The organism is Streptomyces sp. VNUA24 (assembly GCF_029167005.1).
Taxonomy (GTDB): domain Bacteria; phylum Actinomycetota; class Actinomycetes; order Streptomycetales; family Streptomycetaceae; genus Streptomyces; species Streptomyces scabiei.
Genome location: NZ_CP119143.1, coordinates 745159 through 769886, shown reverse-complemented (window position 1 = coordinate 769886; position 24728 = coordinate 745159). Strand labels below are relative to the sequence as shown.

24 protein-coding genes and 1 riboswitch are annotated in these 24728 nt (G+C 72.6%); of the genes, 10 read left to right on the top strand and 14 right to left on the bottom strand.

Annotated features, from left to right (window positions below; all coding sequences use genetic code 11):
* Positions 1-70 precede the first annotated feature (70 nt).
* From PYR72_RS03120 to PYR72_RS03105, 4 genes are all read right to left on the bottom strand, one after another.
* Complete coding sequence (locus tag PYR72_RS03120) at positions 71-337, bottom strand: hypothetical protein (RefSeq protein WP_275453743.1); 267 nt, start codon at positions 335-337, stop codon at positions 71-73.
* 178 nt (positions 338-515) lie between these two features.
* Positions 516-1946 (bottom strand): NAD(P)/FAD-dependent oxidoreductase, encoded by a 1431-nt coding sequence (locus PYR72_RS03115; RefSeq protein ID WP_275453742.1) that lies wholly within the window; start codon positions 1944-1946, stop codon positions 516-518.
* A 307-nt stretch (positions 1947-2253) separates the two neighbouring features.
* On the bottom strand, positions 2254-3588 hold the full coding sequence (locus PYR72_RS03110) for a histidine kinase (RefSeq protein WP_275453741.1): 1335 nt from the start codon (positions 3586-3588) through the stop codon (positions 2254-2256).
* Between the two features lie 99 nt (positions 3589-3687).
* Complete coding sequence (locus PYR72_RS03105; RefSeq protein WP_275460322.1) at positions 3688-4335, bottom strand: response regulator transcription factor; 648 nt, start codon at positions 4333-4335, stop codon at positions 3688-3690.
* Between the two features lie 287 nt (positions 4336-4622).
* Here PYR72_RS03105 and PYR72_RS03100 point away from each other — a divergent pair, with 287 nt between their 5' ends.
* Entirely contained in the window at positions 4623-4922 is a 300-nt protein-coding gene (locus tag PYR72_RS03100) for a helix-turn-helix transcriptional regulator (protein WP_275453740.1), read from the top strand.
* A 21-nt stretch (positions 4923-4943) separates the two neighbouring features.
* Here the strand turns inward: PYR72_RS03100 and PYR72_RS03095 are convergent, their stop codons facing one another.
* Positions 4944-5621, bottom strand: coding sequence for a response regulator transcription factor (locus PYR72_RS03095; protein ID WP_275453739.1), 678 nt, complete (start codon positions 5619-5621; stop codon positions 4944-4946).
* A gap of 190 nt (positions 5622-5811) precedes the next feature.
* Here PYR72_RS03095 and PYR72_RS03090 point away from each other — a divergent pair, with 190 nt between their 5' ends.
* The gene (locus PYR72_RS03090) at positions 5812-7110 is read left to right on the top strand and encodes a DUF418 domain-containing protein (RefSeq protein WP_275453738.1); all 1299 of its coding nucleotides are present in this window, start codon (positions 5812-5814) and stop codon (positions 7108-7110) included.
* A gap of 143 nt (positions 7111-7253) precedes the next feature.
* Positions 7254-8588, top strand: coding sequence for a phytase (locus PYR72_RS03085; protein ID WP_275453737.1), 1335 nt, complete (start codon positions 7254-7256; stop codon positions 8586-8588).
* Between the two features lie 87 nt (positions 8589-8675).
* Here PYR72_RS03085 and PYR72_RS03080 read toward each other — a convergent pair whose 3' ends face one another.
* The 4 genes from PYR72_RS03080 to PYR72_RS03065 all read right to left on the bottom strand — a co-directional run bounded on the left by PYR72_RS03080 (position 8676) and on the right by PYR72_RS03065 (position 13254).
* Positions 8676-9377, bottom strand: coding sequence for an FCD domain-containing protein (locus PYR72_RS03080; protein ID WP_275453736.1), 702 nt, complete (start codon positions 9375-9377; stop codon positions 8676-8678).
* 21 nt (positions 9378-9398) lie between these two features.
* Entirely contained in the window at positions 9399-10439 is a 1041-nt protein-coding gene (locus tag PYR72_RS03075; RefSeq protein ID WP_275453735.1) for an ABC transporter permease, read from the bottom strand.
* A gap of 2 nt (positions 10440-10441) precedes the next feature.
* Positions 10442-12106: a sugar ABC transporter ATP-binding protein gene (locus PYR72_RS03070; RefSeq protein ID WP_275453734.1), complete on the bottom strand. Its 1665-nt coding sequence runs from the start codon at positions 12104-12106 to the stop codon at positions 10442-10444.
* Between the two features lie 89 nt (positions 12107-12195).
* A complete protein-coding gene (locus PYR72_RS03065; protein WP_275453733.1) occupies positions 12196-13254 on the bottom strand; it encodes a sugar ABC transporter substrate-binding protein in 1059 nt (352 codons plus the stop codon).
* Between the two features lie 411 nt (positions 13255-13665).
* Here PYR72_RS03065 and PYR72_RS03060 point away from each other — a divergent pair, with 411 nt between their 5' ends.
* From PYR72_RS03060 to PYR72_RS03040, 5 genes are all read left to right on the top strand, one after another.
* On the top strand, positions 13666-14517 hold the full coding sequence (locus PYR72_RS03060) for a fumarylacetoacetate hydrolase family protein (protein WP_275453732.1): 852 nt from the start codon (positions 13666-13668) through the stop codon (positions 14515-14517).
* Between the two features lie 11 nt (positions 14518-14528).
* Positions 14529-15866 carry an L-fuconate dehydratase gene (locus PYR72_RS03055; protein ID WP_275453731.1) on the top strand — a complete coding sequence of 446 codons (1338 nt, stop codon included), beginning with the start codon at positions 14529-14531 and terminating at the stop codon, positions 15864-15866.
* Positions 15863-16672 carry an SDR family oxidoreductase gene (locus PYR72_RS03050; protein WP_275453730.1) on the top strand — a complete coding sequence of 270 codons (810 nt, stop codon included), beginning with the start codon at positions 15863-15865 and terminating at the stop codon, positions 16670-16672. The genes PYR72_RS03055 and PYR72_RS03050 overlap by 4 nt, the downstream gene beginning before the upstream one ends.
* Positions 16669-17685 carry an aldo/keto reductase gene (locus PYR72_RS03045; RefSeq protein ID WP_275453729.1) on the top strand — a complete coding sequence of 339 codons (1017 nt, stop codon included), beginning with the start codon at positions 16669-16671 and terminating at the stop codon, positions 17683-17685. The genes PYR72_RS03050 and PYR72_RS03045 overlap by 4 nt, the downstream gene beginning before the upstream one ends.
* 82 nt (positions 17686-17767) lie before the next feature.
* A complete protein-coding gene (locus PYR72_RS03040) occupies positions 17768-18646 on the top strand; it encodes an amidohydrolase family protein (RefSeq protein ID WP_275460321.1) in 879 nt (292 codons plus the stop codon).
* On the opposite strand, the gene PYR72_RS03035 is transcribed toward PYR72_RS03040, so the two are convergent.
* From PYR72_RS03035 to PYR72_RS03020, 4 genes are read right to left on the bottom strand one after another with little or no spacing between them, the layout of a single operon-like run.
* Positions 18628-19470, bottom strand: coding sequence for an ATP-binding cassette domain-containing protein (locus PYR72_RS03035; RefSeq protein WP_275453728.1), 843 nt, complete (start codon positions 19468-19470; stop codon positions 18628-18630). The two genes, PYR72_RS03040 and PYR72_RS03035, sit on opposite strands and share 19 nt — an antisense overlap.
* A complete protein-coding gene (gene cbiQ / locus PYR72_RS03030; RefSeq protein ID WP_275453727.1) occupies positions 19467-20216 on the bottom strand; it encodes a cobalt ECF transporter T component CbiQ in 750 nt (249 codons plus the stop codon). The genes PYR72_RS03035 and cbiQ overlap by 4 nt, the downstream gene beginning before the upstream one ends.
* Positions 20217-20221: 5 nt before the next feature.
* Positions 20222-20662, bottom strand: coding sequence for an energy-coupling factor ABC transporter substrate-binding protein (locus tag PYR72_RS03025; protein ID WP_275453726.1), 441 nt, complete (start codon positions 20660-20662; stop codon positions 20222-20224).
* Complete coding sequence (locus PYR72_RS03020; protein ID WP_275453725.1) at positions 20659-21372, bottom strand: energy-coupling factor ABC transporter permease; 714 nt, start codon at positions 21370-21372, stop codon at positions 20659-20661. Before PYR72_RS03020 ends, PYR72_RS03025 begins: the two co-directional genes overlap by 4 nt.
* 29 nt (positions 21373-21401) lie before the next feature.
* Positions 21402-21608: riboswitch (cobalamin riboswitch) on the bottom strand.
* Positions 21609-21916: 308 nt separating this feature from the next.
* Between PYR72_RS03020 and PYR72_RS03015 the strand changes: the two genes are divergently transcribed.
* Together PYR72_RS03015 and PYR72_RS03010 are read left to right on the top strand one after the other, a co-directional pair.
* Positions 21917-22993 (top strand): HoxN/HupN/NixA family nickel/cobalt transporter, encoded by a 1077-nt coding sequence (locus PYR72_RS03015; RefSeq protein WP_343245558.1) that lies wholly within the window; start codon positions 21917-21919, stop codon positions 22991-22993.
* 98 nt (positions 22994-23091) lie between these two features.
* Positions 23092-24210 carry a substrate-binding domain-containing protein gene (locus tag PYR72_RS03010; RefSeq protein ID WP_275453723.1) on the top strand — a complete coding sequence of 373 codons (1119 nt, stop codon included), beginning with the start codon at positions 23092-23094 and terminating at the stop codon, positions 24208-24210.
* Here the strand turns inward: PYR72_RS03010 and PYR72_RS03005 are convergent.
* The gene (locus PYR72_RS03005) at positions 24167-24661 is read right to left on the bottom strand and encodes a MarR family transcriptional regulator (RefSeq protein ID WP_275453722.1); all 495 of its coding nucleotides are present in this window, start codon (positions 24659-24661) and stop codon (positions 24167-24169) included. The genes PYR72_RS03010 and PYR72_RS03005 overlap by 44 nt on opposite strands.
* Positions 24662-24728 lie beyond the last annotated feature (67 nt).

Below are 24728 nucleotides of genomic sequence, written 5' to 3'. Positions count from 1 at the left end.
GCGGGTTCCTTGTGCGTTCACCGCCGGGTGTTCACCGCCCGGTGCTCACCGCCCGGTGTTCACCGCCGGGTCAGGAGGCGGGCGCGCCACCGACCGCGGCGAGAGCGGCGGCGTTCTGGGCGTTGGCCTCCGCCGCCAGGTTGTTGGCCTCGGCCGCCTGGGCGACACCGACCGCGGCGGTGGCCGCCGCGGCGACGGCCCCGATGCCCTCGGCCGCCTGGGCGATCCGGCCGATCCGCGCGATGCGCGGGGTGCCCAGGGTCGGGCGAGCGGCGACGTAGACGACACCCTCGACGGGGATCTCGACGCTGTTCAGCGCGTTCTCGATGCTGCTCATTTCTTTTGTCCTCTCGCGTTCGGGACTTCGGAAGTTCTTTTCTCCCGGTGTCCTTCTGGAGAAAACAATAGGCTTCCGCCGACCGCCTGCGCATCGATAAAAATGCCTATTTGCGAACGGGTAACGGAAAGGGCCCGGACCGAATCGGTCCAGGCCCTTTCGTATTCCTTCGCGCGTCTCATCCCCCGCCGCGCCGCCGCCCGAGGTGGCGCAGGGCCGACGCGGCGGCGTTCGCTCCGCACATGCCGTGGGCGCCGGCGCCCGGCGGCGAGGCGGCGGAGCAGAGGTACATGCCGGGGACTCCCGTGCGGTACGGGTCGAGCGCCACACGGGGGCGCATCGCCAGCTGCAGGGCGGTGTTGGCCCCGGTGACGATGTCGCCGCCGACGTAGTTCGGGTTGTAGGTCTCGAACGCGGCCGGCGGGCGGACGGCCATGTCGAGGACGCGCTCACGGAATCCGGGAGCGAACCGCTCGATCTGCCCGATGATCGCCTCCGTCGCGTCACCGTCGTAGCCGTGCGGGACGTGGGCGTAGGTCCAGACCGGGTGGAGGTCGCCCTTCGAACGGCTCGGATCGGCCAGGTACTGCTGGCCGACCAGGACGAAGGGCCGCTCCGGCATACGCCCGGCGTGGATCGTCCGCTCGGTGTGGGCGACCTCCTCGAACGTCCCGCCCAGGTGGACGGTGCCCGCCCGGCGGGCCGCCTCGCTGGTCCACGGGACACCGCCCTCGACCGCGAAGTCGGCCTTGAAGGCTCCGGGTCCGTGGCGGAAGCGGCGGTAGGCGCGCGCGACCCGCCGCGGCAGCCGGTCGCCCAGGATGTCGGCCACCGCGCGGGGGGCGAGGTCGAAGAGCACCACGTCGGCCGGTGGCAGATCGGCCGGTGTGCGTACCCGTACACCGGTCTCGATCCGGCCGCCGCATTCCGCGAGCCGCGCCGCGAGCGCGTCGGCGATGGCCCGGGAACCGCCCGCCGCCACCGGCCAGCCGTGCCGGTGGCCCGCCGCGATGATCGTCAGCCCGACGGCGGCGCTCGCCGGCCGGTGGAACGGACGGAAGGCGTGTGCGGCCACCCCGGCGAAGAGGGCCCGGGCGGCCGGTGACCGCCACAGCCGGGCCGTCACGGCGGCCGGCAACAGCGCCTGCGGCCCGAAGGCCGCCAGCCGCAGGGGATGGCGGGGCACATGGGTGAGCGGCCGCATGAGGTCCTCGGCCAGCGCGTCGAAGCCGTCCGCCAGTGGCCCGAACACCCTCCGCCACCGGCGTCCGTCGGCCCCGCCGAGTCCGTCCGCCGTCTCCTGGACCGACCGGTGCAGCACACCGGCCTCGCCGGAGTCCAGCGGATGCGCGCAGTCGATGTCCGGCAGGCGCCAGGTCAGGCCGTGGCGCCCCAGGTCGAGGCTGCGCAGGAACGGCGAACCGACGGCCATCGGGTGGGTGGCGGAGCAGTGGTCGTGCAGCAGTCCCGGGGTCAGTTCGCTGGTGCGAGTGCCGCCGCCGATGGTGTCGGCTGCCTCCAGGACGGTGACCTCGACGCCCTCCCGGGCGAGGTACACGGCGGCCGCGAGACCGTTCGGACCGCTGCCCACCACGACGGCCGTAGTCATGTGTCTCCCGTGTCCTTCGAGTTTCCCGCGTCCTGCGCGTCAGCGCTTTTCCTGCCTTTTTCTGCGTTCTCCTGCGCTTTCCCGCAGGGGGTGTCGGTCCGCCGAAAGGCGTGGAACGGCGGGCCGGAAAAGAAAGGAGCGGGCCCTCGAAAGGGCCCGTTCCCGGGCCGGTTCACCGCTCTGCGGGACGAGGGAAGAACGTCCCGGCGCCTTTGGCTCTCCGACATTAATGCGTCCACCGGCCCGGCGCGATGCGCAGAATTGCCTAATTCCCCGCCGCGTCGTGTGCCCGCGCCTCCCGGAACGCCTATCCCGCGTCCCAGCTCATGTCCGGCTCCGGTTCCGCGTGCGCGTGCGGCTTGGCGTGCCGGCCGGCCGGACGCCGGGGCGCCGCCGCGGACTTCTCCGTGCTCGCGGGCGCGGCGTCCGCGAGGACCGGGAAATGGGCGATGAGCCACCAGCCGCCGTCGTCGGCCGGTCCCGCCGTCAGAGAGCCGCCCACGGCCTCGACCCGCTCGCGCAGCCCGATCAGGCCGTAGCCGCCGCGGCCTCCGGTGGGACGGGAGACCCGGCCCTCGGGGCCGCCGTTGTGGACGTCCACCCGGAGCAGATCGCCACGGGTGCGCTGGACGCGTACGGTCGCCCGGGTGCCCGGCGCGTGCCGCCGTACGTTCGTCAGCGCCTCCTGCACCACGCGGTGGACCGCGCAGCCCACTTCGGGCAGCAGCGTGCTCCTGCGGGCGACTCCGGTGACCTCCAGCTGGGCGGACGATCCGTCCCCCTGGCCGCTGAAGGCCGAGACGAGTCGGGCGAGTTCGGCGTACGGAGCCTCGGGGCACTCGATGGCACCCTGCTCACCGTCCTCGCGCAGCACACTGATCAGACGCCGCATGGAGTCCATGGTCCGCTGCCCGGCCTCGGCGATGTTGCCCAGAATGGGGCCGACCTGATGGGGCGCGCTCTCGTGGATCACCCCGGCGGCGTGGGCCTGCGCGATGATGCCCGTCACATGGTGAGCCACGAAGTCGTGCAGCTCCCGGGCGAGTTGGATCCGCTCGGCGAGCCGGACGGCGGAGATCGTACGACGCCGCCGGGCGTCCAGCGTCCGCAGGTAGCAGCCCCCGCCCACGGCCCCGCCGACCGCGAACGTCAGCAGGAAGGGGTACGTCAGCGTGATGCCCGTGCCCCCGGTGCGCAGGGGTTCGTCGATGACGCTCGCCCCCAGCGCGGCGGCCAGGGCCAGGACGACGCCGGGCCGGGAGACGTTGCGGCAGATGCGCATCAAGAGGACGAGCATGCACGCCGTCTCCAGCAGCCCCCACGCGGGCAGGTCCGACCCCATCAGGGAGGTGCCCAGTGTCACCGCCGTGGACAGGCCCGCACAGATCCCCGCCCGCCACTCGGTGCTCAGCCGCGGGGCCGGTACGACCACCAGCGCCAGGGCGAGCGGGCCGGTCACCAGCGGCAGCCAGTCCACGGGACCGCGCTGATGAACCCCGATGACGACCACGTCGAGAACCAACAGCGCCCCCAGCGCCGGGTACAGGGCGCGGTGCTTCAACTGCCGCATGGGTAACCGGGGAGCACCGTGGTGCGGCCGGGTCGCCTGTGCCGAAAGTGCCGTGAGTGACGAGGTGGTCATGCCACCGGAGGCTAGGCATGCACATGTCCTTCCGGGAGACGGAAGTCCGATCTGTGGGGAGGGACACAGATCATCCACGGGGTGAGCACGACTTCTCCCTCAACGCTCCGTCCGCACCGTCCCGTTGGCCCAGGCCCACGCGGCCACCTCGACACGGTTGCGCACCCCCAGCTTGTGGTGGATGTGGCCCAGATGCGTCTTCACCGTGGACAGGGACAGGCACAGCTCGTCGCTGATCTCCTGGTTGGTGCGGCCCACCGCGACGAGCCGGGCGACCTCCAGTTCCCGTGCGCTGAGCGCCGATCCGGGCACCCCGCCGACGGCGGCCGACGTCCGCTCCTCCAGCAGCCTCAGCAGCCGGACCGTCACCCCGGGCGAGACCAGCGCGTCGCCACGCGCAGCCGCCCGCACCGCCTCGATCAGCAGGGCGGGCGCGGCGTCCTTCAGCAGGAAGCCGCACGCGCCGTTGCGCAGCGCGATGTTGAGGTAGTCGTCCTGGTCGAAGCTGGTGACCACCACGACCTGGGTCGGGTGCGTCGCTCCCGGCCCGGCGAGCAGCCGGGTGACCTCCAGACCGTCCAGCTTCGGCATCCGGACGTCCACCAGGCACACGTCCGGCCGCAGTACGCGTGCCGACTCCACGCACGCGAGCCCGTCGGCGGCCTCCCCGACCACCTCGATGCCCTGCTGGGCGTCCAGGATGAGACGGAAGCCGGCCCGGACCAGGTCCTGATCGTCGGCGATCATCACGCGTATGGGGGTGTCGCTCACGCGGCGAGCATGCCATGGATCACGTGGACGATCCGGCCGTACGGGGAAGCCGGCGGACCGAACTGCCGTGCCGAATCGGGCGGTTGGCTCTTTCCCGGCGAAAGGCGTGCCCCGGTGGCAGGACCGGGCCGATCGACTGATGACTACTGCCCGGTATCGGTCGAACGGTCGATGCCCGGGAACGGGATGTCACGGGAGAGTCACAGCGCAATCGACGCACGACCCACGGGTCCGCGACCCCTACCGAACAAGGCAGGCACCCCATGGCAGTGGACAGCGACGGCCGGCTCAGCGCCCGGGAACTGGAGATCCTCCTGCTGGCGGCCCACGGCATGTCGGACGCGGACATGTCCCGGAGACTGTCGATCTCACCTCGCACGGTGGCCGCCCATATGCGCAGCATCAGGGAGAAGTTGTGTGCGAAGAACCGTACGCATCTCGTCGTCACGGCGCTGTGCGCGGGAATCCTCGCGCTGCGGACGGACCCGCTCGACCGCCTCGACGAAACGTTCCGCTTGACGGGGCGCAGCGGGGTCCGCGCCCAGCCCCTGGGCGTCGGGTAGTCCGTCGGCGGGTCGGGGACCTCAACCGCCGTCCCCCTGCCCGTCCGCGGAACCCGGCGCCCTGAGCATGCCCGCCCGCTCGGCCAGCAGCGCCGCCTGCACCCGGCTGCCCACCTCCAGCTTGGTGAGCAGCGCGCTCACATGGTCCTTGACCGTCCCCGTGCTCAGATGCATCCGGTCACCGATGTCGGCGTTGGACAGCCCCTCGGTGATGAGGACGAGCACCGCCCGCTCGCGTGCGGTGAGCCGCCCGACGAGCCGGGCGGCCGCCTGCCGGGGGCCGTTGTCCAGATAGCCGTCCACGACGGTGCGGGTCACCCGGGACGACAGCACGACCCCGCCCGCCGCCAGCGTACGTACGAGATGCGGCAGGTGTTCCGGGTCGGTGTCCTTGAGGAGGAACCCGGCGGCCCCCGAACGCAGCGCCGCCGCCACGTACTCGTCCATGTCGAAGGTGGTGAGCATGGCCACCACGGGAGGGCGGGGGAGCCCGCGGAGTTCGGCGAGGACGGTGAGCCCGTCCACGTCCGGCATGCGGATGTCCAGCAGGACGACCTCGGGGGACAGGTCCCGCACGGCGTGGACCGCGCGGCCGCCGGGGACCGCCGCCACCACGTCGATGCCGTCGGCGGAGTTGAGGATGTGCTCGAAGCCCGTGCGGATCAGGGCTTCGTCGTCGACCACCAGTACCCGGATCATCCGTGCTCCGCTCGCCGTCGGACCATCGGGGGAAATGTCCTGAATCCCTACGACGTCCGGGACGGTCGACGGGTTCCCGTTCCTCCCGTTCTCCGGTCACCCGGCGGGGGTGCCCCGGCCGGTCGGCGGGGAAGGCTCCAGCCACCCGCCGGATGGGTTCGCGCCCCGTGCGCCCCCGACGCTGAAGGCCATGACACCCGACACGTCCTCGCACCTGTCGTCCCGACCCTCCGCCGCTCCGTCCTCCGCCGCTCCGTCCGACGCCCCACCCACTGTCGTCGCCCCGGCCGCCCCGTCCGTCGCCGGCCGCCCCGCCGGGCCCGCCCCGGGGTCCTCGGCCGGGCGGCTGCTCGGTGTCGATCTGGCCCGGGGGCTCGCCGTCCTCGGCATGTTCGCCGCCCATGTCGGCCCCGAACCCGAAGCGGGCGGACCGCTGGGCTTCGTCATGGAGCTGGCACGGGGCCGTTCCTCCGCGTTGTTCGCGGTGCTCGCCGGCTTCACCCTGGTCCTGATCACCGGTCGGCCGCACCCGCGCACCGGGCGGGCCGGGCGGCAGGCGGTGGCCCGGATCGTCGTCCGCTCCGTCGTGCTGATGGCCCTGGGGTTCGCCCTGACCGCCCTGGACACCGACATCGACGTGATCCTCGCCTTCTACGGGCTGACCTTCCTCGTCATCCTCCCGCTGTACCGGCTGCGCGCCCGGACGCTCGCCCTCCTGGCCGCCGCCGGCGCGCTCGTCCTGCCCCAGGTCCTCCACGTGGTGCGGCCGTTCATCGAGCGGGGTAACCGAGTGGACGCGATCGTCGCCGCCGACCCGCTGGCCCGGATCACCGGCACCGACGGGTTCGTGGAGTTGCTGTTCACGGGCGCGTACCCCGTGCTCACCTGGGCGTCGTACATGCTCGCCGGGATGGCGGTCGCCCGGCTCGACCTCACCCGGAGCGCGGTGCGGGCCCGACTGGCCGTCGTCGCGGTCGGGTCGGCCGTGCTCGGGCACGGCGGCTCCTGGCTCGCCCTGGACCTCGTCCCGCACGCGCGGTCCACCGTCGCCGCCGCCACGGACGGCGGGCCGGCGGCCTCGGCCTGGTGGTCCGACACCGTCGGCGACCTCGGCGACGGCACCCCGGCAGCCTGGCTCCTGGTGGGCGCGCCCCACAGCCAGACCACCTTCTCGATCCTCGGCAACACCGGTGTCGCGCTGCTGGTCGTGGTGGGGTGCGTGACGGCCACGGAGTGCCTGCCGCGCGCCGCGCGCCTCGCCGGGCCCGTACGCGCCCTCGGCATGACGGCCCTGACCGCGTACGTGCTGCACATCCTCGCCGTCCGGGAGTTCGGCATGAAGGACGGGACGGGACCCGCCCTGGCCGACCTCCTCCTCCACGCGTCGCTCGCACTGCTGCTCGCCACCCTCTGGACCCGGCGGTTCCGTCGCGGCCCCCTGGAGCATCTCCTCCACTTCGCCACGCGCCCGGCCCGCCACATCAGGTGACGACGAGGCGAACTTCGGCCGAACCCGGGCCCGTTGACCGAATCGGCATGGACAGGTCACGTCTGTGCGGGCGCAAGATTCTCTTCGCACCATCTGCGTGTCACGACCCTCGACGGCCTGCACGACGGTAAGGAAGCGAACCTGTGAGAACGCCCCGCACTGCTGGAAGAGCCGCCCTCCTCGTCTCGGTCACCGCGCTGACCACCTCGCTCGTGATCTCCCCCGCGGGAGCGCGAACGGGAGCGGGAGCCGCTGAGTCCGCCCTCCCGACGGTGACCGCGACGAGCGAGACCGCCCCGCTGTACGACGACGATGCGGGCGGCAACTCCGACGCCGACGACCCGGCGATCTGGCGCAACCCCGCCGACCCCGGCCGCAGCCTCGTCGTCGCCACCGCGAAGGAGGGCGGCCTGCGCGTCTACGACCTGGACGCCCGCCTGGTGCAGTCACTGCCCGCGCCGCAGCCGCCGACGCGGGACGACGCCCCCGGCCGCTACAACAACGTCGACCTCGTCACCGGCCTGCGCACCCCGGCGGGCCGGACCGACGTGGCCGTGGTCAGCGACCGGGGCAACGACCGGCTGCGGATCTACCGCATCGACCCCGCCCGCCGCGGCGGCCCGCTGACCGACATCACCGACCCGGCCGCCGCTCCCGTCTTCTCCGCCGACCAGACCGAGATCAACGACCAGCAGACCGCGTACGGCCTCGCCACCTGGACGGACCGGGCCACCGGCCGCTCCTACGCCCTCGTCAGCCGGCGCGAGCGCACCCGCCTCGCCCTGCTCGAACTCCTCCCGGCGGCGAACGGCAAGGTCGGCTACCGCAAGGTCCGCACCCTCGACCTGCCCTCCTCCTTCCGGCTGCCCGACGGCACGACGTGGAGTCCCTGCGGCGAGCCCGGCGAACTCCCGCAGGTCGAGGGGATGGCCGTCGACCCCGTCACCGGCACCCTCTACGCCGGGCAGGAGGACATCGGTGTGTGGCGCCTGCGCGCCGACCTCACCGGCAGGCCCGTCCTGATCGACAGGACCCGGCAGTACGGCGTCCCCGGACGGTACGACGAGGAGAGCGAGGAGTGCGTGCCGGGGGCCGATCCCGGCTTCGGCGGGAAGCGTCTGTCGGCCGACGTCGAGGGCCTGACGATCTATCAGGAGCCGGACGGGGACGGGTACCTGCTCGCCTCCAGCCAGGGCGACGACACCTTCGCCCTGTACGACCGGGAGGTGCGCGAAGGCAACGAGTACGAGGGCGGCTTCCGGATCGGGGCGGCGTCGGACACCCTCGACGGCGTGCAGGAGTGCGACGGCGCCGCCGTCCTCAACGCCCCGCTGGGCCGCCGCTATCCGCGCGGGCTCCTCGTCGTCCAGGACGGCCACGAGACCCCCGGCGTCCCGGACGGGGAGGGCGGCACTCGCACCTCCACCGGCTTCAAGTTCGTCGATCTCGGGGACCTGGTGGACGCCACCGGCATGTGAGCGCCGGCCCTCCGCCGACCCGCCCCAGCCTTCCGCCGACCCGCCCCCGCCGGGTGCGGCCGCCCCGTCTCCGCCCCCTCCGCGCGGTCAGTCCCCGATCGCGCAGAGGGGGTCCTCGTCCAGTCCGTCCGCCATCCACTGCTCCAGGGCCGCCACATGGACCGTCGCGGCGGAGACCGCCAGCGCGGCGTCACGGGCCCGCAGGGCGCGAAGGATCGCCTCGTGCTCGCGGTGGGCATGCTCCACGGCCCGCTCCGCGCGGGTGCCCCGGACGATCCGGGCCCGCTGGGTGCGGGTGGAGAGCACCTTCATCAGCATGGACAGCACCGGGTTGCCGACCGCCTCCACGATCCCCAGATGGAAGGCGATGTCGTGCCCGACGAACTCCTCGACGGTGGCGGCGGCCCGTGACCGCTCCAGGATGGTGCCGAGGTCACGGAGGTCGTCGGCGGTGAGCAGGGCGGCCGCCGCCCCGGTGGCCTGGGGTTCCAGCAGCCGCCGTACGTGGAGCAGTTGCAGGGCCGTCCGTCCCTGGGAGACGTCGGAGGCGAAGGAGAGGGACTCCAGCAGGAGGTGCGGCTCCAGGCTGGACACATAGGTGCCGTCGCCCTGCCGGGTGACCAGGATGCGCATCGCGGTCAGGGCCCGTACCGCCTCCCGCAGCGAGCTGCGGGACAGGCCGAGCTGGGCGGCGAGGATCTCCTCCTTGGGCAGACGGGACCCCGGCGCCAGCTCACCGGCCACGATCATCGCCTTGATCTTGTCCATCGCCTCGTCGGTCAGTGCCACGAGAGACCTCCCTGTCGCGGCCTATTCCTGCTTCTCGCCGGAGGCGAAGCGGGAGATGATCAGCGCGACGATGATGATCGCGCCGTTGAGGAACTGGTTCCACAGGGGCGGGACCCCCGCCAGCGTCATGACGTTCACGACGAGCTGGAGCGTCAGCACACCGGTGAGCGCGCCGAACACGGACCCCTTGCCGCCGTTGAGGCTCACCCCGCCGATGACGGTCGCGGCGAAGACCTGGAAGATCCAGCCGCTGCCCTGGGTGGCGGAGATCGAGCCGTAGTGACCGCTGTAGAGGATGCCGGCGAACGCGGCCAGCACGCTGCCGAGGATCAGCACCGTCCACACGATCCGGTCCACCCGGATACCGGCGGTGCGGGCCGCCTCCGCGTTCCCGCCGATCGCGTACAGCGCCCGGCCGTGCCGCAGCCAGGCCAGCGCGCCGCCGCCCGCCGCGAACAGCACCGCACAGATCCAGATCGCGGCCGGCACACCCAGCCAGGACGCCTTGCCCAGGTAGGTGAACGAGGAGGGCAGCTCGACGATGGACTGGCCCTCGGAGAGGGCAACCTGGAGACCGCGCAGCATGGTGAGCATGCCGAGGGTGACGATGAAGCCGTTGAGGCGCAGCTTCAGGATCAGGAACCCGTTGACGGCCCCGATCACCACGCCCACCAGCAGACACAGCGGTACGGCCGTCCACTCGGGCAGCAGTCCGAGCCCGGTGAACCGGGCGCCGCTGGTCGGCAGGACCAGCCAGACGGCGATGACGGGCGCCACGCCGATGGTGGACTCCAGGGACAGGTCCATCCGGCCGCAGACCAGGATCAGCGCGGTGGCCAGCACCAGCAGGCTCAGCTCGGTGGACTGCTGGGCCACGCCGATGAGGTTGTCGGCGGTCAGGAAGGCCGGCGAGACGATGAACCCGATCAGTCCGAGGACGAGGATCGCCGGGACCAGGGACAGCTCACGGAAGCGACCGAGGTCGAGCCCGCGGCGGGTGTCCCCGGTGGTCTCCCGCGCCGCCGCGGTGGCGGGGTCGGTGACATCAGTGGTGGCGGACATGACTACCTTCCGTGCTCTTCGGTGGTGTCCGGCGCGGTGTCCGCCCGGTCGTCGATGGCGGTGCCGGACGCCCCGGCCCGGCCCGCCGTGGCCTCTGCGGAGGTCTCCCCGCGCCCGGCCACGCCTTCCATGGCGGCGACCACGTGCTCGTCCTTCCAGCCGCGGTCGAACTCGGCGACCGCCCGCCCGTGGAACATCACCACGAGCCGGTCGCAGACCTTGAGGTCGTCCAGCTCGTCGGAGACGATCAGCGCGGCCTTCCCGGCGTCCGCGACCTGCCGGATCCGGCGCAGCAGGAACTCCTTGGACTTCACGTCCACCCCGTTGGTGGGGCGGATGGCGACCAGCACCTGGGGGTCGGTGGCCAGGGCGCGGGCGACCACCACCTTCTGCTGGTTGCCGCCCGACAGGGCCGACACCGGGGTGGAGCCGCCCGGGGTCTTGATGTCGAGGTCGCGGATCATGCGCCGCGCGAAGCTCCTGGTCCGGGCGGGCAGCACCGTGCCGTACGGGCCGAGCTGGTCGGTGACGGTGAGGGTGGCGTTCTCCGCCACGCTGCGGTTGTTGACCAGGCCCTGGAGGTGCCGGTCCTCGGGGACGAGCCCCACGCCGACGGCGAGCGCCGAGGGCACGCTGCCGCCCTTCACCCGCCGCCCGCCGACCGAGATCGTGCCCCGCTCGGGGCGGTGCAGCCCGGCGACGGTCTCGCCGACCCGCACATTGCCGCTGGCGGCAGCGCCGGCGAGGCCGACCACCTCGCCCGCGCGCACCGACAGCGACAGGTCCTCGCAGGCGCCGGGCAGGGTGAGGCCCTGGACCGTGAGGAGGTCGGGGGAGTCCGGCCGTACCGGGGGGCGGTTCTCGACGGCCGCCGCCGCCGTGACGGTGGTCTCCCCGGTCATGGCCTCCACCAGCTCCTGATGGCCGAGCCGGGCGACGGGCGCGGTCAGGATGTGGGCGGCGTCGCGGTAGACCGTGACGGTGGTGCAGAGGTCGTACACCTCTTGCAGATGGTGCGAGATGAAGAGGAAGGCGACGCCCTGGCGCTGGAGGTCGCGGAGCTTGTCGAAGAGGCGGCCGATGCCGCGGGCGTCGAGCTTCGCGGTCGGTTCGTCGAGGATGATGAAGCGCGCGCCGAACGACAGCGCCCGCGCGATCTCCACGAACTGCCGCTGTTCGACGGTGAGATCCCTCGCCCGGGCGCCGGCCCGCACGTCGACGCCGTATCCGGCCAGCAGCTCCTCCGCCCTCGACCGCAGGCGCTTCCAGCGGATGGGGCGGACCGCGCCGTCGCTCTGCCGGTTCAGGAAGAGGTTCTCGGCGACGGTCAGGTCCGGGATGATCGTGGACTTCTGGTAGACGCAGGCGACCCGGGAGCGCCAGGCGTCGATGTCGCCGACGGCGGGCGCCGCTTTGCCGGAGAAGCGCAGGGTCCCGGTGTCGGCGGGCTGCAGTCCGGTCAGGATGGACACCAGCGTCGACTTGCCGGCGCCGTTGCGGCCGACGAGCGCGTGCGACTCGCCGGGGGCGATGGTGATCCGGGCGTCGCGCAGCGCGACGGTGGCGCCGAACCTCTTGCTGATACCGGTGGCCTCGGCCACCGGGGCGGGACTCCCGGCGGCGGGGTGCCCGCCGCCGTTCGCCGCGGCGGTCGCGGTGTCCGCCATGTGGATACCGTCCTTCGTGGGGTGGGTACGGGAGGGTGCGGCGGAGGGACGGGCCGCGCCCCTCCGCCCCGGTGCCGGTCCGGCACCGGCTAGCCGACGTTGTTGCCCCACAGGGTCTTGTCGTCCACGTTGTCCTTGGTCACCAGAGGCGCCGGCAGCTGGTCCTCCAGACCGTTCGGGATCTTGATGATCGTGGAGTCGTGGTCGGTGGCACCGGGCTCGAACGTCTTGCCCTCGGCCGCGGCCTCGGCGTAGTACAGCGCGTACTTGGCGTAGAGGTCGGCGGGCTGGGAGACGGTGGCGTCGATCTGGCCCTTGCGGATGGCGTCGAACTCCTGCGGGATGCCGTCGTTGGAGACGATCGAGATGTGGCCCTTCTGCCCGGCCGGCTTCAGCAGACCCTTCTGCTCCAGCAGGGCCAGGGTGGGCTGCAGGAAGACGCCGCCGGCCTGCATGTAGATGCCGTTCAGGTCGGGGTGCTGGGCGAGCAGGCTCTGCAGCTTGGCGGAGGCCACGTCGCCCTTCCAGTCGGTGGGCAGCTCAAAGAACTTGATCTTGGGGAACTTCGTCTTCATGCACGCGGCGAACGCCTCGGAGCGGTCGCGGCCGTTGATGGAGTCCAGGGCGCCCTGCAGTTCGGCGACCTTGCCCTTGCCGCCGAGCTGCTTGCCGAGGAACTCGCATGCCTTGGTGCCGTAGGCCCGGTTGTCGGCGCGTACGACCATGTAGACGTCGCCCTTGTCGGGCCGGGTGTCGACGCTGACCACGGGGATCTTCTTCGAGGCCAGGGTGTCGAGGGTGGAGGCGATGGCGCCGGTGTCCTGCGGCGCCATGACGACGGCCTTCGCGCCTGTGTTCTGGAACACCTGCACGTTGGCGACCAGCTTGGTCACGTCGTTCTGCGAGTTGCTGAGGGGCAGGGCGTTGATGTCCTCGGACTTGACGTCCTTCTTCAGGTACTCGGCGTAGGAGTTCCAGAAGTCCGAGTCGGAGCGCGGCAGGTCGATCCCGATGGCGGGCCTGTCGCCGCCCGAGCCGCCCGAGCCGGCCGAGCCGGAGGAGCTGTCGCGATTGCACGCGGTCAGGAGGGTGAGGGCCGCGAGGGCGCAGGCCGCTGCGGCGGTGGAGCGGGTGCGAGCGAGCTTCATGGCCGGGTTCTCCTTAGCCAGGACGGGGAGGCCGCCCTCCGGGACAGGCGTGAGGGGACCGTCGAAGGGGAGGGTCGGGGGTCAACCGGTGAACGAGCAGCGGAGTTTGACCGGCCACGAGGCAGTGGGGCGATTCCTCCGATGTATCTCGGACGTCGAGGACGTTACGACGGCATTGCCGGAGTTGACAAGAGGTCTTTCCCGATGAGTTGTGCGCATGATCGAGGGGGGAGGTGGTGAACATCGGGGGAAGGATGTCGCACATGACCGATCCGTGACCTGCGGAGCAGTCCTCGCCGGTCACATACATCCGAGGAATGCGTTGTCAGCGCGCCGAACTGCCCCTACAGTCACGGTGCGCCATTCCTCCGATGAATGAAGGTGTCACTCCATGGCAAGGGAGCTTCCCCAGTGAAACTGCTACGCGTCGGCGCCCCGGGAGAGGAGCGGCCCGCCGTCCGCACCGACGACGGCCGGCTGCTGGACCTGTCCTCCGTGACCCCCGACATCGACGGTGCCTTCCTCGCCTCCGGGGGCGTCGACCGGGCCCGCGCGGCGGTCGCGGCGGGCGGACTGCCCGTGCTCGGCACCGAGGGCCTGCGGGTCGGCGCCCCCCTCGCCCGCCCCGGCAAGATCGTCTGCGTCGGGCTGAACTACCGCGACCACGCCGCCGAGACCGGCGCCGCGATCCCGCCCCGCCCGGTGGTCTTCATGAAGGACCCGGGCACGGTCGTCGGCCCGTACGACGAGGTGCTGATCCCGCGCGGCTCCGGGAAGACCGACTGGGAGGTCGAGCTGGGCGTCGTCGTCGGGCGGCGGGCCCGCTACCTGGAGGGCCCCGAGGAGGCGGCCGCGGTGATCGCCGGATACGTGGTCAGCCACGACGTCTCCGAGCGCGAGTTCCAGCTGGAGCACTCCTCGCAGTGGGACCTCGGCAAGTCCTGCGAGACCTTCAACCCGATGGGCCCGTGGCTGGTCACCGCCGACGAGGCCGGCGACCCGCAGGACCTCGGGCTGCGCCTGAGCGTCAACGGCGTCGAGCGCCAGGACGGGCACACCCGCGACATGATCTTCCCGGTCCACGAGATCGTGGCCTACCTCAGCCGGTACATGGTCCTGGAGCCCGGCGACGTGATCAACACCGGCACGCCCGCCGGTGTCGCCCTCGGCCTGCCCGGCACCCCCTACCTCCGCCCCGGTGACACCGTCGAGCTGGAGATCGACGGGCTCGGAAGCCAGCGCCAGACGTTCGGCCAAGCGTGAAAGGCACCCCCGTGACAGCAACCCCCGCCCGGATCACCGCGGTCGACACCTACGACATCCGGTTCCCCACCTCGCGGGAACTGGACGGCTCCGACGCCATGAACCCGGACCCCGACTACTCCGCCGCCTACGTCGTCCTGCGCACGGACGCCGGGGACGGCCTCGAAGGGCACGGCTTCACCTTCACCATCGGGCGCGGCAACGACGTCCAGGTCGCCGCCATCGGCGCCCTGCGGCCCCATGTCGTCGGCCGCTCGGTCGAGGAGCTGTGCGCCGACCCCGGCTCGGTCAACCGCGACCTGATCGGCGACAGCCAGCTGCGCTGGCTCGGCCCCGAGAAGGGCGTGATGCACATGGCCGTCGGCGCCGTCGTCAACGCCGTGTGGGACCTGGCCGCCAAACGCGCCGGCCGGCCCCTGTGGCAGCTGCTCGCCCACGCCGAACCCGAGTGGCTGGTCTCCCAGATCGACTTCCGCTACATCGCCGACGCCCTCACCCCCGAGGAGGCCCTGGACCTGCTCCGGCGGGGCCGTACGGGGCTCGCCGAGCGCGAGAGCCGGCTGCTGGAGCGCGGCTACCCCGGCTACACCACCTCGCCGGGCTGGCTCGGCTACTCCGACGAGAAGCTGACCCGGCTGGCCGAGCAGGCCGTCGCCGACGGCTTCACCCAGATCAAGCTGAAGGTCGGCGCCGACCTCGACGACGACGTCCGCCGGTTGCGTACCGCCCGCGCCGCCGTCGGCGCCGGCGTGCGCATCGCCATCGACGCCAACCAGCGGTGGAACATCGGCGAGGCCGTCGAGTGGACCCGGGCGCTCGCCGAGTTCGACCCGTACTGGATCGAGGAACCCACCAGCCCCGACGACATCCTCGGTCACGCCGCCGTCCGCCGGGGGGTCGCCCCCGTGAAGGTCGCGACCGGCGAACACGTTCAGAACCGCATCGTCTTCAAACAACTCCTCCAGGCCGGCGCCCTCGACGTCCTCCAGATCGACGCGGCCCGCGTCGGCGGCGTCAATGAGAACCTGGCGATCCTGCTGCTCGCCGCGAAGTTCGGCGTCCCCGTCTGCCCGCACGCCGGGGGCGTGGGCCTGTGCGAACTGGTCCAGCACCTGTCGATGTTCGACTACCTGGCCCTGTCCGGCACCACCGACGACCGGGTCATCGAGTACGTCGACCACCTCCACGAGCACTTCACCGCACCCGTGGTGATGCGCGAGGGCCACTACGTCGCCCCTCTGACCCCCGGATTCTCCGCCACCATGCATCCGGCGTCGATCGCCCAATACCGTTACCCCGACGGCACGTTCTGGGCCGCCGACCTCGCCGGACGAGAGGAAGTCGCATGACCGGGCAGACGGACGCACCGACCGGACCGACGGCCGGACCCACCGGGCCGAGCGGGGAACTGGCGGGACTCAGGGCGATCGTCACCGGAGGCGCGTCCGGCATCGGGCTCGCCACCGCCCGGCTGCTGGCCGCCCGGGGCGCCGCCGTCGCCGTGTTCGACCTCGACCCCGCCGGGGCACCGGCCCCCCTGCTCGGACTGAAGGCCGACGTCACCGACGACACCTCCGTACGGGCCGCCGTCGCCGACGCCGTCCAGCGGCTCGGCGGTCTCGACATCCTTGTCAACAACGCGGGCATCGGCGCCATCGGCACCGTCGAGGACAACCCCGACGAACAGTGGCACCGCGTCCTGGACGTCAACGTCCTCGGTATCGTGCGCACCAGCCGCGCCGCCCTGCCCCACCTGCGGGAATCGTTCCACGCGGCCATCGTCAACACCTGCTCCATCGGCGCCACCGCCGGCCTGCCGCAGCGCGCCCTCTACTGCGCCAGCAAGGGAGCCGTGCTCTCCCTCACCCTCGCCATGGCCGCCGACCACGTCCGCGAGGGCGTCCGCGTCAACTGCGTCAACCCCGGCACCGCCGACACCCCCTGGGTCGGCCGCCTCCTCGACGCCGCCGACGACCCCGAGGCCGAGCGCGCCGCCCTGAACGCACGCCAGCCCCTGGGCCGCCTGGTCACCGCCGACGAGGTCGCCGCGGCCATCGCCTACCTGGCGAGCCCCGCCGCGGCCTCCGTCACCGGCACCGCCCTGGCCGTCGACGGCGGAATGCAGGGCCTGCGGCTGCGCCCGGTGGGCTCATGAGAACCCGCACCCTCGGCCGCACCGCCGTCCGCGTCACCGAGCTGGCGTACGGGGCCGCCGGCATCGGCAACCTGTTCCGGCCCGTCTCCGACGAGGAGGCCGCCGCCGCGGTCGACGCCGCCTGGGACGCCGGGATCCGCGCCTTCGACACGGCACCCCACTACGGCCTCGGCCTCTCCGAACGGCGCCTGGGCGCCGCCCTGCGCGAGCGCCCCCGGGACGGCTACACCGTCTCCACCAAGGTCGGACGTCTGCTGGTGCCCGCCGAGGACGGCGGTCCGATCGACGACCTGGCCCACGGCTTCGCGGTCCCCGCGACCCTGCGCCGCGTCTGGGACTTCAGCGCCGACGGTGTCCGCCGCTCCCTCGAAGCCAGCCTGGAGCGCCTCGGCCTGGACCGGGTGGACGTCGTCCTCCTCCACGACCCCGACGACCACGCCGACCAGGCCCTCGACGAGGCCTACCCGGCCCTCGAACAACTGCGCGGCGAAGGCGTCGTCGGAGCGATCGGCGTCGGCATGAACCAGACCGCCCTCCCGGCCCGCTTCCTCCGCGAGACCGACATCGATGTCGTCCTCCTCGCCGGCCGCTACACCCTTCTGGAACAGGAGGGCCTCACCGAACTGCTCCCCGAGGCCGCCGCCCGCGGCCGGAGCGTCCTCATCGGAGGCGTCTTCAACTCCGGTCTGCTCACCGACCCGAGGCCGGGCGCCACCTACGACTACGCCCCCGCCCCCGAACCCGTGCTCCAGCGGGCCCTGCGCCTGAAGGAGGTCACCGAACGCCACGGCGTGCCGCTGCGGGCCGCCGCCCTCCGCTTCCCTCTCGGTCACCCGGCGGTCGCCGGCGTCCTCACCGGCGCCCGCTCGTCCGACGAGGTCCGCGACACCGTACGGCAGTGCCGGCACCCCGTGCCGGACGCCCTCTGGGACGAACTGCGCGCGGCCCGCCTCATCGCCCCGGACGCCCCCGTACCCGCCGAAACGCCCGCCGAGGAGAAGGAGCCGTCGTGAGGGTCGCCCTGCACACCAGGGTCCGCGCCGACCGCGTCGAGGAGTACGAGGCGGCCCACCGCGAGGTCCCGGTGTGGGAGCAGTGACACCGGCCGGCACGCCCGCCCCGCCCACCGGGATCGTCGACGCCCACCACCATGTGTGGGACCTCTCCGTCCGCGACCAGGACTGGATCACCGGCCCCGAACTCGCTCCGCTCCGCCGCGACTTCACTCTCCGCGACCTGGAACCGCAGGCGCGCGCGGCCGGCGTCACCGCCACCGTGCTGGTGCAGACGGTCACCGTGCCGGAGGAGACCCCCGAGTTCCTGGCCCTGGCCGCGGGCAGCGACCTGGTGGCCGGGGTCGTCGGCTGGACCGACCTCACCTCCGCCGAGGCCGGCGCCGCCCTCGCCGGGCTGCGTGAACAGCCGGGCGGCGAGCACCTCGTGGGCATCCGCCACCAGGTGCAGGGCGAACCCGATCCCCGCTGGCTGGTACGCCCGGACGTGCTGCGGGGCCTGGCCGCCGTCGCGGACGCGGGACTGGTCTACGACCTGCTGGTCAAGCCCCACCAGCTGCCGGCCGCGGTGGAGGCGGCGGCCCGCCTCCCGCACCTCACCTTCGTCCTGGACCACGCGGCGAAGCCGCCCGTCGCCACCGGTGAACTGCGGCCGTGGGCCGGGGAGATACGACGCCTGGCCGCCCTCCCCAACACCGTCTGCAAGCTCTCCGGCCTGGTCACGGAGGCGGACTGGAGGAACTGGTCCGTCGCCGGACTCCGCCCGTACGCCGACACCCTGCTCGACGCCTTCGGCCCGCACCGGCTGATGTTCGGCTCCGACTGGCCCGTCTGCCGGCTGGCCTCGGACTACCGCGAAGTCCTCGACACGGCGGCGGAGTTGCTGTCCGGACTCGGCCCGGCGGAACACCGGGAGGTCTTCGCGGGCACCGCCGTCCGCGTCTACGGCCTGCGGACCTGAGCCAGGGCCGCCAGCCCTTCGGGGGTGCGCGGTCCGGCCGCGTCGTCGGCCAGCAGGCCCTGCTCGCGCAGCAACTCGGCGACGGCGATGCCCCAGGGCAGCCGCAGCCCGGCCTGCCGGAGGAGGTCCGTGCGGGCCAGCATCTCGGCCACCGGGCCCGTGCGCGCCCCGGACGGGGTGAGCAGGGCCGCGTCGTCGGCCCAGCGCAGGGCGAGGTCGACGTCATGCGTGGCCATGACCACGGTGGTGCCGGACCGGCGCAGCCCGTCCAGGGTGGCGAGCAGGCGTTCCTGCCCGTCGGGGTCGAGCCCGGCCGTCGGCTCGTCGAGGATCAGGACCCGGGGCCGCATGGCGACCGCGCCCGCGATGGCGGTCCGTTTGCGCTGGCCGTAGGAGAGCAGGTGGGTGGGCCGGTCGGCCAGGGCGCCGATGCCGAGCGCGCCGAGCGCCTCGTCCACCCGGGCCCGCACCTCGGTGTCGGACAGCCCGAGGTTCAGCGGGCCGAACGAGACGTCCTGCGCGACGGACGCCGCGAACAACTGGTCGTCCGGGTCCTGGACGACCAGCTGGACCGTCGTCCGCAGCCGGGTCAGCCCCGTGCGGTCGTACGTCACCGGCCGCCCCTCGACCGCGAGTTCGCCGGTACGGGGCCGCAGTCCGCCGCTGAGCAGCCGCATCAGTGTCGTCTTGCCGCTGCCGTTGCGGCCCAGCAGGGCGAGCGCACGCCCCTCGCCCACCTCGAAGTCGAGGCCGTCGAGCACGACCGGGCCGTCCTCGTAGGCGAAGGAGGCGCCCCGCAGGGTGACCAGCACGGGGTCGCTCATGTCAGCGGCCTTTCCAGGACGAAGGTGAGGGCGGCGAGGGCGGCGAGCAGCGCGATGCCGGCGCCGATGAAACGGGCGGATATCCGGGCCTCGGGCACCAGGACGCGCAGCGTGCCGTCGTACCCGCGCCCGGCGAGGCCGGTCTGCAGCCGGGCCGCCCGGTCGAAGGCCCGCACGAACGCGGTGGCGCCGAGACCGGCGAGCGAACGCCAGGTCGCGGCCCGCGTGGTGTGCCCGAGCCGGGCCGCCTGCGCCTCCCGGATCCGGCGCACGGAGTCCAGCAGGAGAAAGCTCATCCGGTACGTGACCAGCGCGACGTCCACCACCGGCGCGGGCACTCCCGCCCGCACCAGCCGCGGCAGCAGGTCCGACATGGGTGTGGTGAAGGCGAACAGCAGGACGCCGAGGGAGGCGGCCGAGGTGCGCAGCAGCAGTTCCCCGGCGCGGACCGGACCGCCGTCGGCCAGGGTGACGAACCCCTCGGGCCCGCCGACCTGGACGAGCAGCGGCAGCGCGCCGGTCACGCAGAACCCCAGCGGCACCCGGTAGGCACGCCACAGCCGGCGGCCGGGGACGCCCGCCGGGCCCAGCAGCACGACGAGCGCGGCCGACAGGACCAGCGCCGCGCCGGGCCAGGGCGGCAGGGAGATGGCGAGCACGGTGAGGCCGAGCCCGAGCACGGCCTTGTCCACGGGATGGCGGTGGCGCCAGCGACTGCTGTGCGCCGCCGCGTCGATCGGCAGCACGAGGGTCAGACCCGCCCGGTGGGGGAGTTCTCCCCGGTGGTTCCGCCGGCCGCGCGTTCCACGCCGGTCGCGCCCGCCCCGGCCCCAGCCTCCGCCGTGGAAGCCGCGACTGTGCCGGTGTCCGCCCCGTCCAGCTGCGCCCGGGCCCGGGCCTCGCCCTGCCGCCGGCCCCGGTGGAGGCCGAAGTAGTAGGCGAGGACGCCCGCGCCGAGCGCGGCCTGCAGCGAGAAGAGAGCGGACTCGATCTCACCCGACGGCGGCTCGTACAGCGGGGAGAACCAGGGCCGGTAGTCCGGCTCGATCTCCGTGATCGCGGTCTCCGCCTCGCCGTCGGCGCCCGTGAACGGCTCCTTCTTGTGGTCGCCGAGGCCGAGGGCCAGCGGCAGGACGGCGAGCGCGGCCACGACGAGCAGCAGCAGGAGGTTGATCTTCGTGTTCCGGTTCACCGGGCCACCGCCTTCGTCTCGGACTCGGCCCCGGCGCCGTCGCGGCCGCCCGTCAGGAGCACGCCGAGCCGGGTCAGTTCGCCCTTGCTCGACTGCACGAGCAGACGCATCACCAGTACGGTGAGAAGTCCCTCGCTGACCGCGAGCGGGATCTGCGTGACGGCGAAGATGGAACCGAACTTGCCGAGCGCGCCCAGCACACCGCTGCTCGGGTCCGGGAAGGCGAGCGCCAGCTGCACGCTGGTGACGCAGTAGGTGACCAGGTCGGCGACGAACGCGCCGAAGAACACCGTGACCATCAGCGGCACGTCGAACCGCCGCAGCAGCCGGTAGACGCCGTAGCCCGCCCAGGGGCCCGCGATCGCCATCGAGAAGACGTTGGCGCCGAGCGTGGTCAGGCCGCCGTGCGCGAGCAACAGCGCCTGGAAGAGCAGGGTGATGGTGCCCAGCACCGCCATGATCGGCGGCCGGAACAGGATGGCGCCCAGCCCGGTGCCGGTGGGGTGGGAGCAACTTCCGGTGACCGACGGCAGTTTCAGCGCGGACAGGACGAAGGTGAAGGCTCCGGAGGCGCCGAGCAGCAGGGTGCTCTCGGGATGCTCCCGGACCTCACGGGAGAGAGCCCGGACTCCGTGGACGACGAACGGCGCGGACGCGACACCCCAGGCGATCGCGTGCGCCGGGGGAAGGAAACCCTCGGCTATGTGCATGGCTCAGCAGACCCTCTCCAGCACCTCGTGGATGGTTGACGCGCCTTGGCCGGTCTCCTGGCTGACGGGTACCACCGCCCGTGCTCCGCCTTCCCGGTTCACAAGGACCCAGTGGCTGTCCGCGAGGACTGGAGCCGGACTTCCCGATCACAGTGGCGAGGGCCGCACCGGCATCACACCGGATTTCCCGTTCACCAAGGCGTGGTGACAGTAGTGCCCGGATAAGGGCGCTGACAAGCGGAGACGAGGGGCGCGCGGACGCCGTGCAACAGCTCACACCCCGGCGCACGCCCCACCGACCTGGAGTTCTCCGCCTCGTTCCCACCTGACCGACCCTCACCTGACCGAAACCTGACACGAGCTTTACTGCGACCTTCTTGCAGCTACCAGATGCTCGCACCAGTGTGAGAGGGCTCGACATCACCGGCGCGGCGCCGGCCCGCCCCCGAGAGAAGGCGCACGCCCCATGGCTCCCCTCACCGACCCCGCCCCTCCGGCCGCGACCGACCGGGGCTCTGCCTCCCGGCGCCGCATCCGTGCCGCGCTGACGCGCGGGGAGTGGGCGAACCTCGGCGGGATGGCGGGCTTCGTCCTGGCGCTGCACGTCATCGGTTGGTTCACGCTGGTCGTGCTCGTCGCCCCCGAGCACTACAGCGTCGGCGGAAAGGCGTTCGGCATCGGCATGGGCGTCACCGCCTACACCCTGGGGATGCGCCACGCCTTCGACGCCGACCACATCGCCGCCATCGACAACACCACCCGCAAGCTGATGGGGGAGGGGCGGCGCCCGCTGTCGGTCGGCTTCTGGTTCTCCCTCGGGCACTCCTCCGTCGTCCTCGCCCTCACCTTCCTGCTCACCGTCGGCGTCAAGGCACTCGCGGACCCCGTGCGCGACGACGGCTCCGGGCTGCACGACGTCGCCGGCTGGATCGGCACCACCGTGTCGGGGACGTTCCTGTACGTCATCGCGATCGTCAACCTGGTGGTCATGGTGGGCATGTGGAAGGTGTTCCGCCAGATGCGCTCGGGCTCCTTCGACGAGGCGGCGCTGGAGGAGCGGCTGAACAGCCGGGGCTTCATGAACCGCCTCCTGGGACGCCTGACGAGGTCGATCACCAGCCCCTGGCAGATGTACCCGCTGGGCTTCCTCTTCGGTCTGGGCTTCGACACGGCGACCGAGGTCGCGCTCCTGGTCCTGGCCGGCTCGGGCGCCGCCTCCGGGCTCCCCTGGTACGCGATCCTGTGCCTGCCCGTCCTGTTCGCGGCCGGCATGTCCCTCCTCGACACGATCGACGGCACGTTCATGAACTTCGCCTACGGCTGGGCGTTCTCCCAGCCGGTGCGGAAGGTCTACTACAACCTCACCGTCACCGGTCTCTCGGTCGCCGTGGCCCTCGTCATCGGCACCGTCGAACTGCTCGGGCTCGTCGCCGCCAAGGCCGGCCTGCACGGTCCGTTCTGGGACGGGATCGCCGGCCTCGACCTCAACGCGGTCGGCTACGTCGTCGTCGGCCTGTTCCTCGTCACCTGGGCGGTCGCCCTGCTGGTGTGGCGGTTCGCGCGGATCGAGGAGAAGTGGACGACGGACCGCACACCGGCTCCCGACGCGCCCGCCTCATGACCCGATCGCTGTCCGGGGCGCCGGCCGTGCGACCCGCGTCGGTCTCGATCCGTGGGCAGCACCTGGGGTGCCGATGACGGTCACGCCATCATGAGCCCATGAACGGGCCACCCCCGCGTCTCCACACCCCACCGTGGCACAGGGCCGACCCCTCGGCCTTCGGCGTCGCGCTCGTCTACCCGATGCGCGGCCCCGCCGGCCTCTTCGGCCCCACCTGCGGGGCGTGCGCGCGGCTGGCCGCCGAGGAGGTCAACAAGGCCGGGGGAGTGCTGGGCAGGGAGCTGCGGCTGGTCGAGGTCGACGGTGGAGCCGAGCCCCGGCGGGTCGCCGAGGAGGTCGAGTCCCTGGTCGCCGCGGGCGTGGTGCAGGGCGTCACCGGCTGGCACATCTCCTCCGTACGGCAGGCCGTGGCCCCGCGGATCGCCCACCGGGTGCCCTACGTCTACACGGCCCTGTACGAGGGCGGGGAGCGCACCGAGGGCGTCTTCATGACGAGCGAGACGCCGTCCTGGCAACTGCTGCCCGCCATGCGGCTGCTCGCCGAGTCACGCGGGATCCGCCGCTGGTTCGTCGTCGGCAACGACTACGTCTGGCCCCGCCGCACCGCGCGGGCGGCCCGGCGCTACGCCCGCGCGTGCCGGGGCCGGGTCGGCGGTGAGGTGTATCTGCCGCTGGGCACCGAGGACTTCGAGGGCGTGCTGCGCCGTATCGAGCGGGCCGACGCCGACGGGGTCCTGATGCTCCTGGTCGGCAGCGACGCGGTCCGCTTCAACCGGGCCTTCGCCACGGCCGGGCTGGACCGGCGATGCCTGCGGCTGAGCACGCTGATGGACGAGAACATGCTGCTGGGCGGCGGCCCCGAGGACACCTTCGACCTGTACAGCGCCGCCGGTTACTTCGCCTCGCTCGCCGACCGGAACACCCTGGACTTCCTCGGGCAGTACACCGCCCGCTTCGGCCTGGAGGCACCGGTCCCGGGCAGTTTCGGCGAGTCCTGCTACGAGGGGGTCCTGCTGCTGGCCGCGCTGGCCGAACGGGCGGGCGCCGCGGACGTGACGAGGATCGGAGCGGTCGCCGACACCGTCACGTACGAGGGCCCACGGGGACTGCTGGGCCTGGACGGACGCCACGTCCGCCAGCGCATCTACCTGGCGCGGGCGGACGGGTACGACTTCACCGTCCTCGCCCAGCTGCGCGCTCCGCACGACCTGCGCTGACCCCGCCCCGGCCCTCGGCGCCCCCGCCCTCCTCCAGGGCGAGGGCCAGCCGGTCCAGCAGGATGCCGAGCTGTCTGTCGTCCTCGTCGTCGAGCGGCGGTTCCGACCCGGTCCAGCCGGCGCGCACCTCACCGGCGAGCAGCTGCCACCGCTGCCTGCCGCGCGGGGTGAGATGGGCCAGGACGCGGCGCCGGTCGACGGGGTCGACGCGACGGAACACCAGGTTCTGGTCCACCAATTGGTCGATCAGCTTGGTCAGGCTCGGCGCCGCCAGGAAGGCGTGCTCGGCGAGGGCCGTCATGTGATGGCCGTGCTCGTCGGAGAGCAGGTCGAGGACGCGCCACGCCTCCACCGAACAGTCGAACTCGTCGAGCACGGACTGGACTCGGCGTACGGACAGGCGCTCCGCCCGGCTCAGCAGATGGAGCAGTTCCTCGGGCGGCCTCGCCATGGCACTCCTCGACTCGCCTGCCGCCGCCCCCGCGACGGCACTGCCCGGAGCCTACCGCCGGGCACCA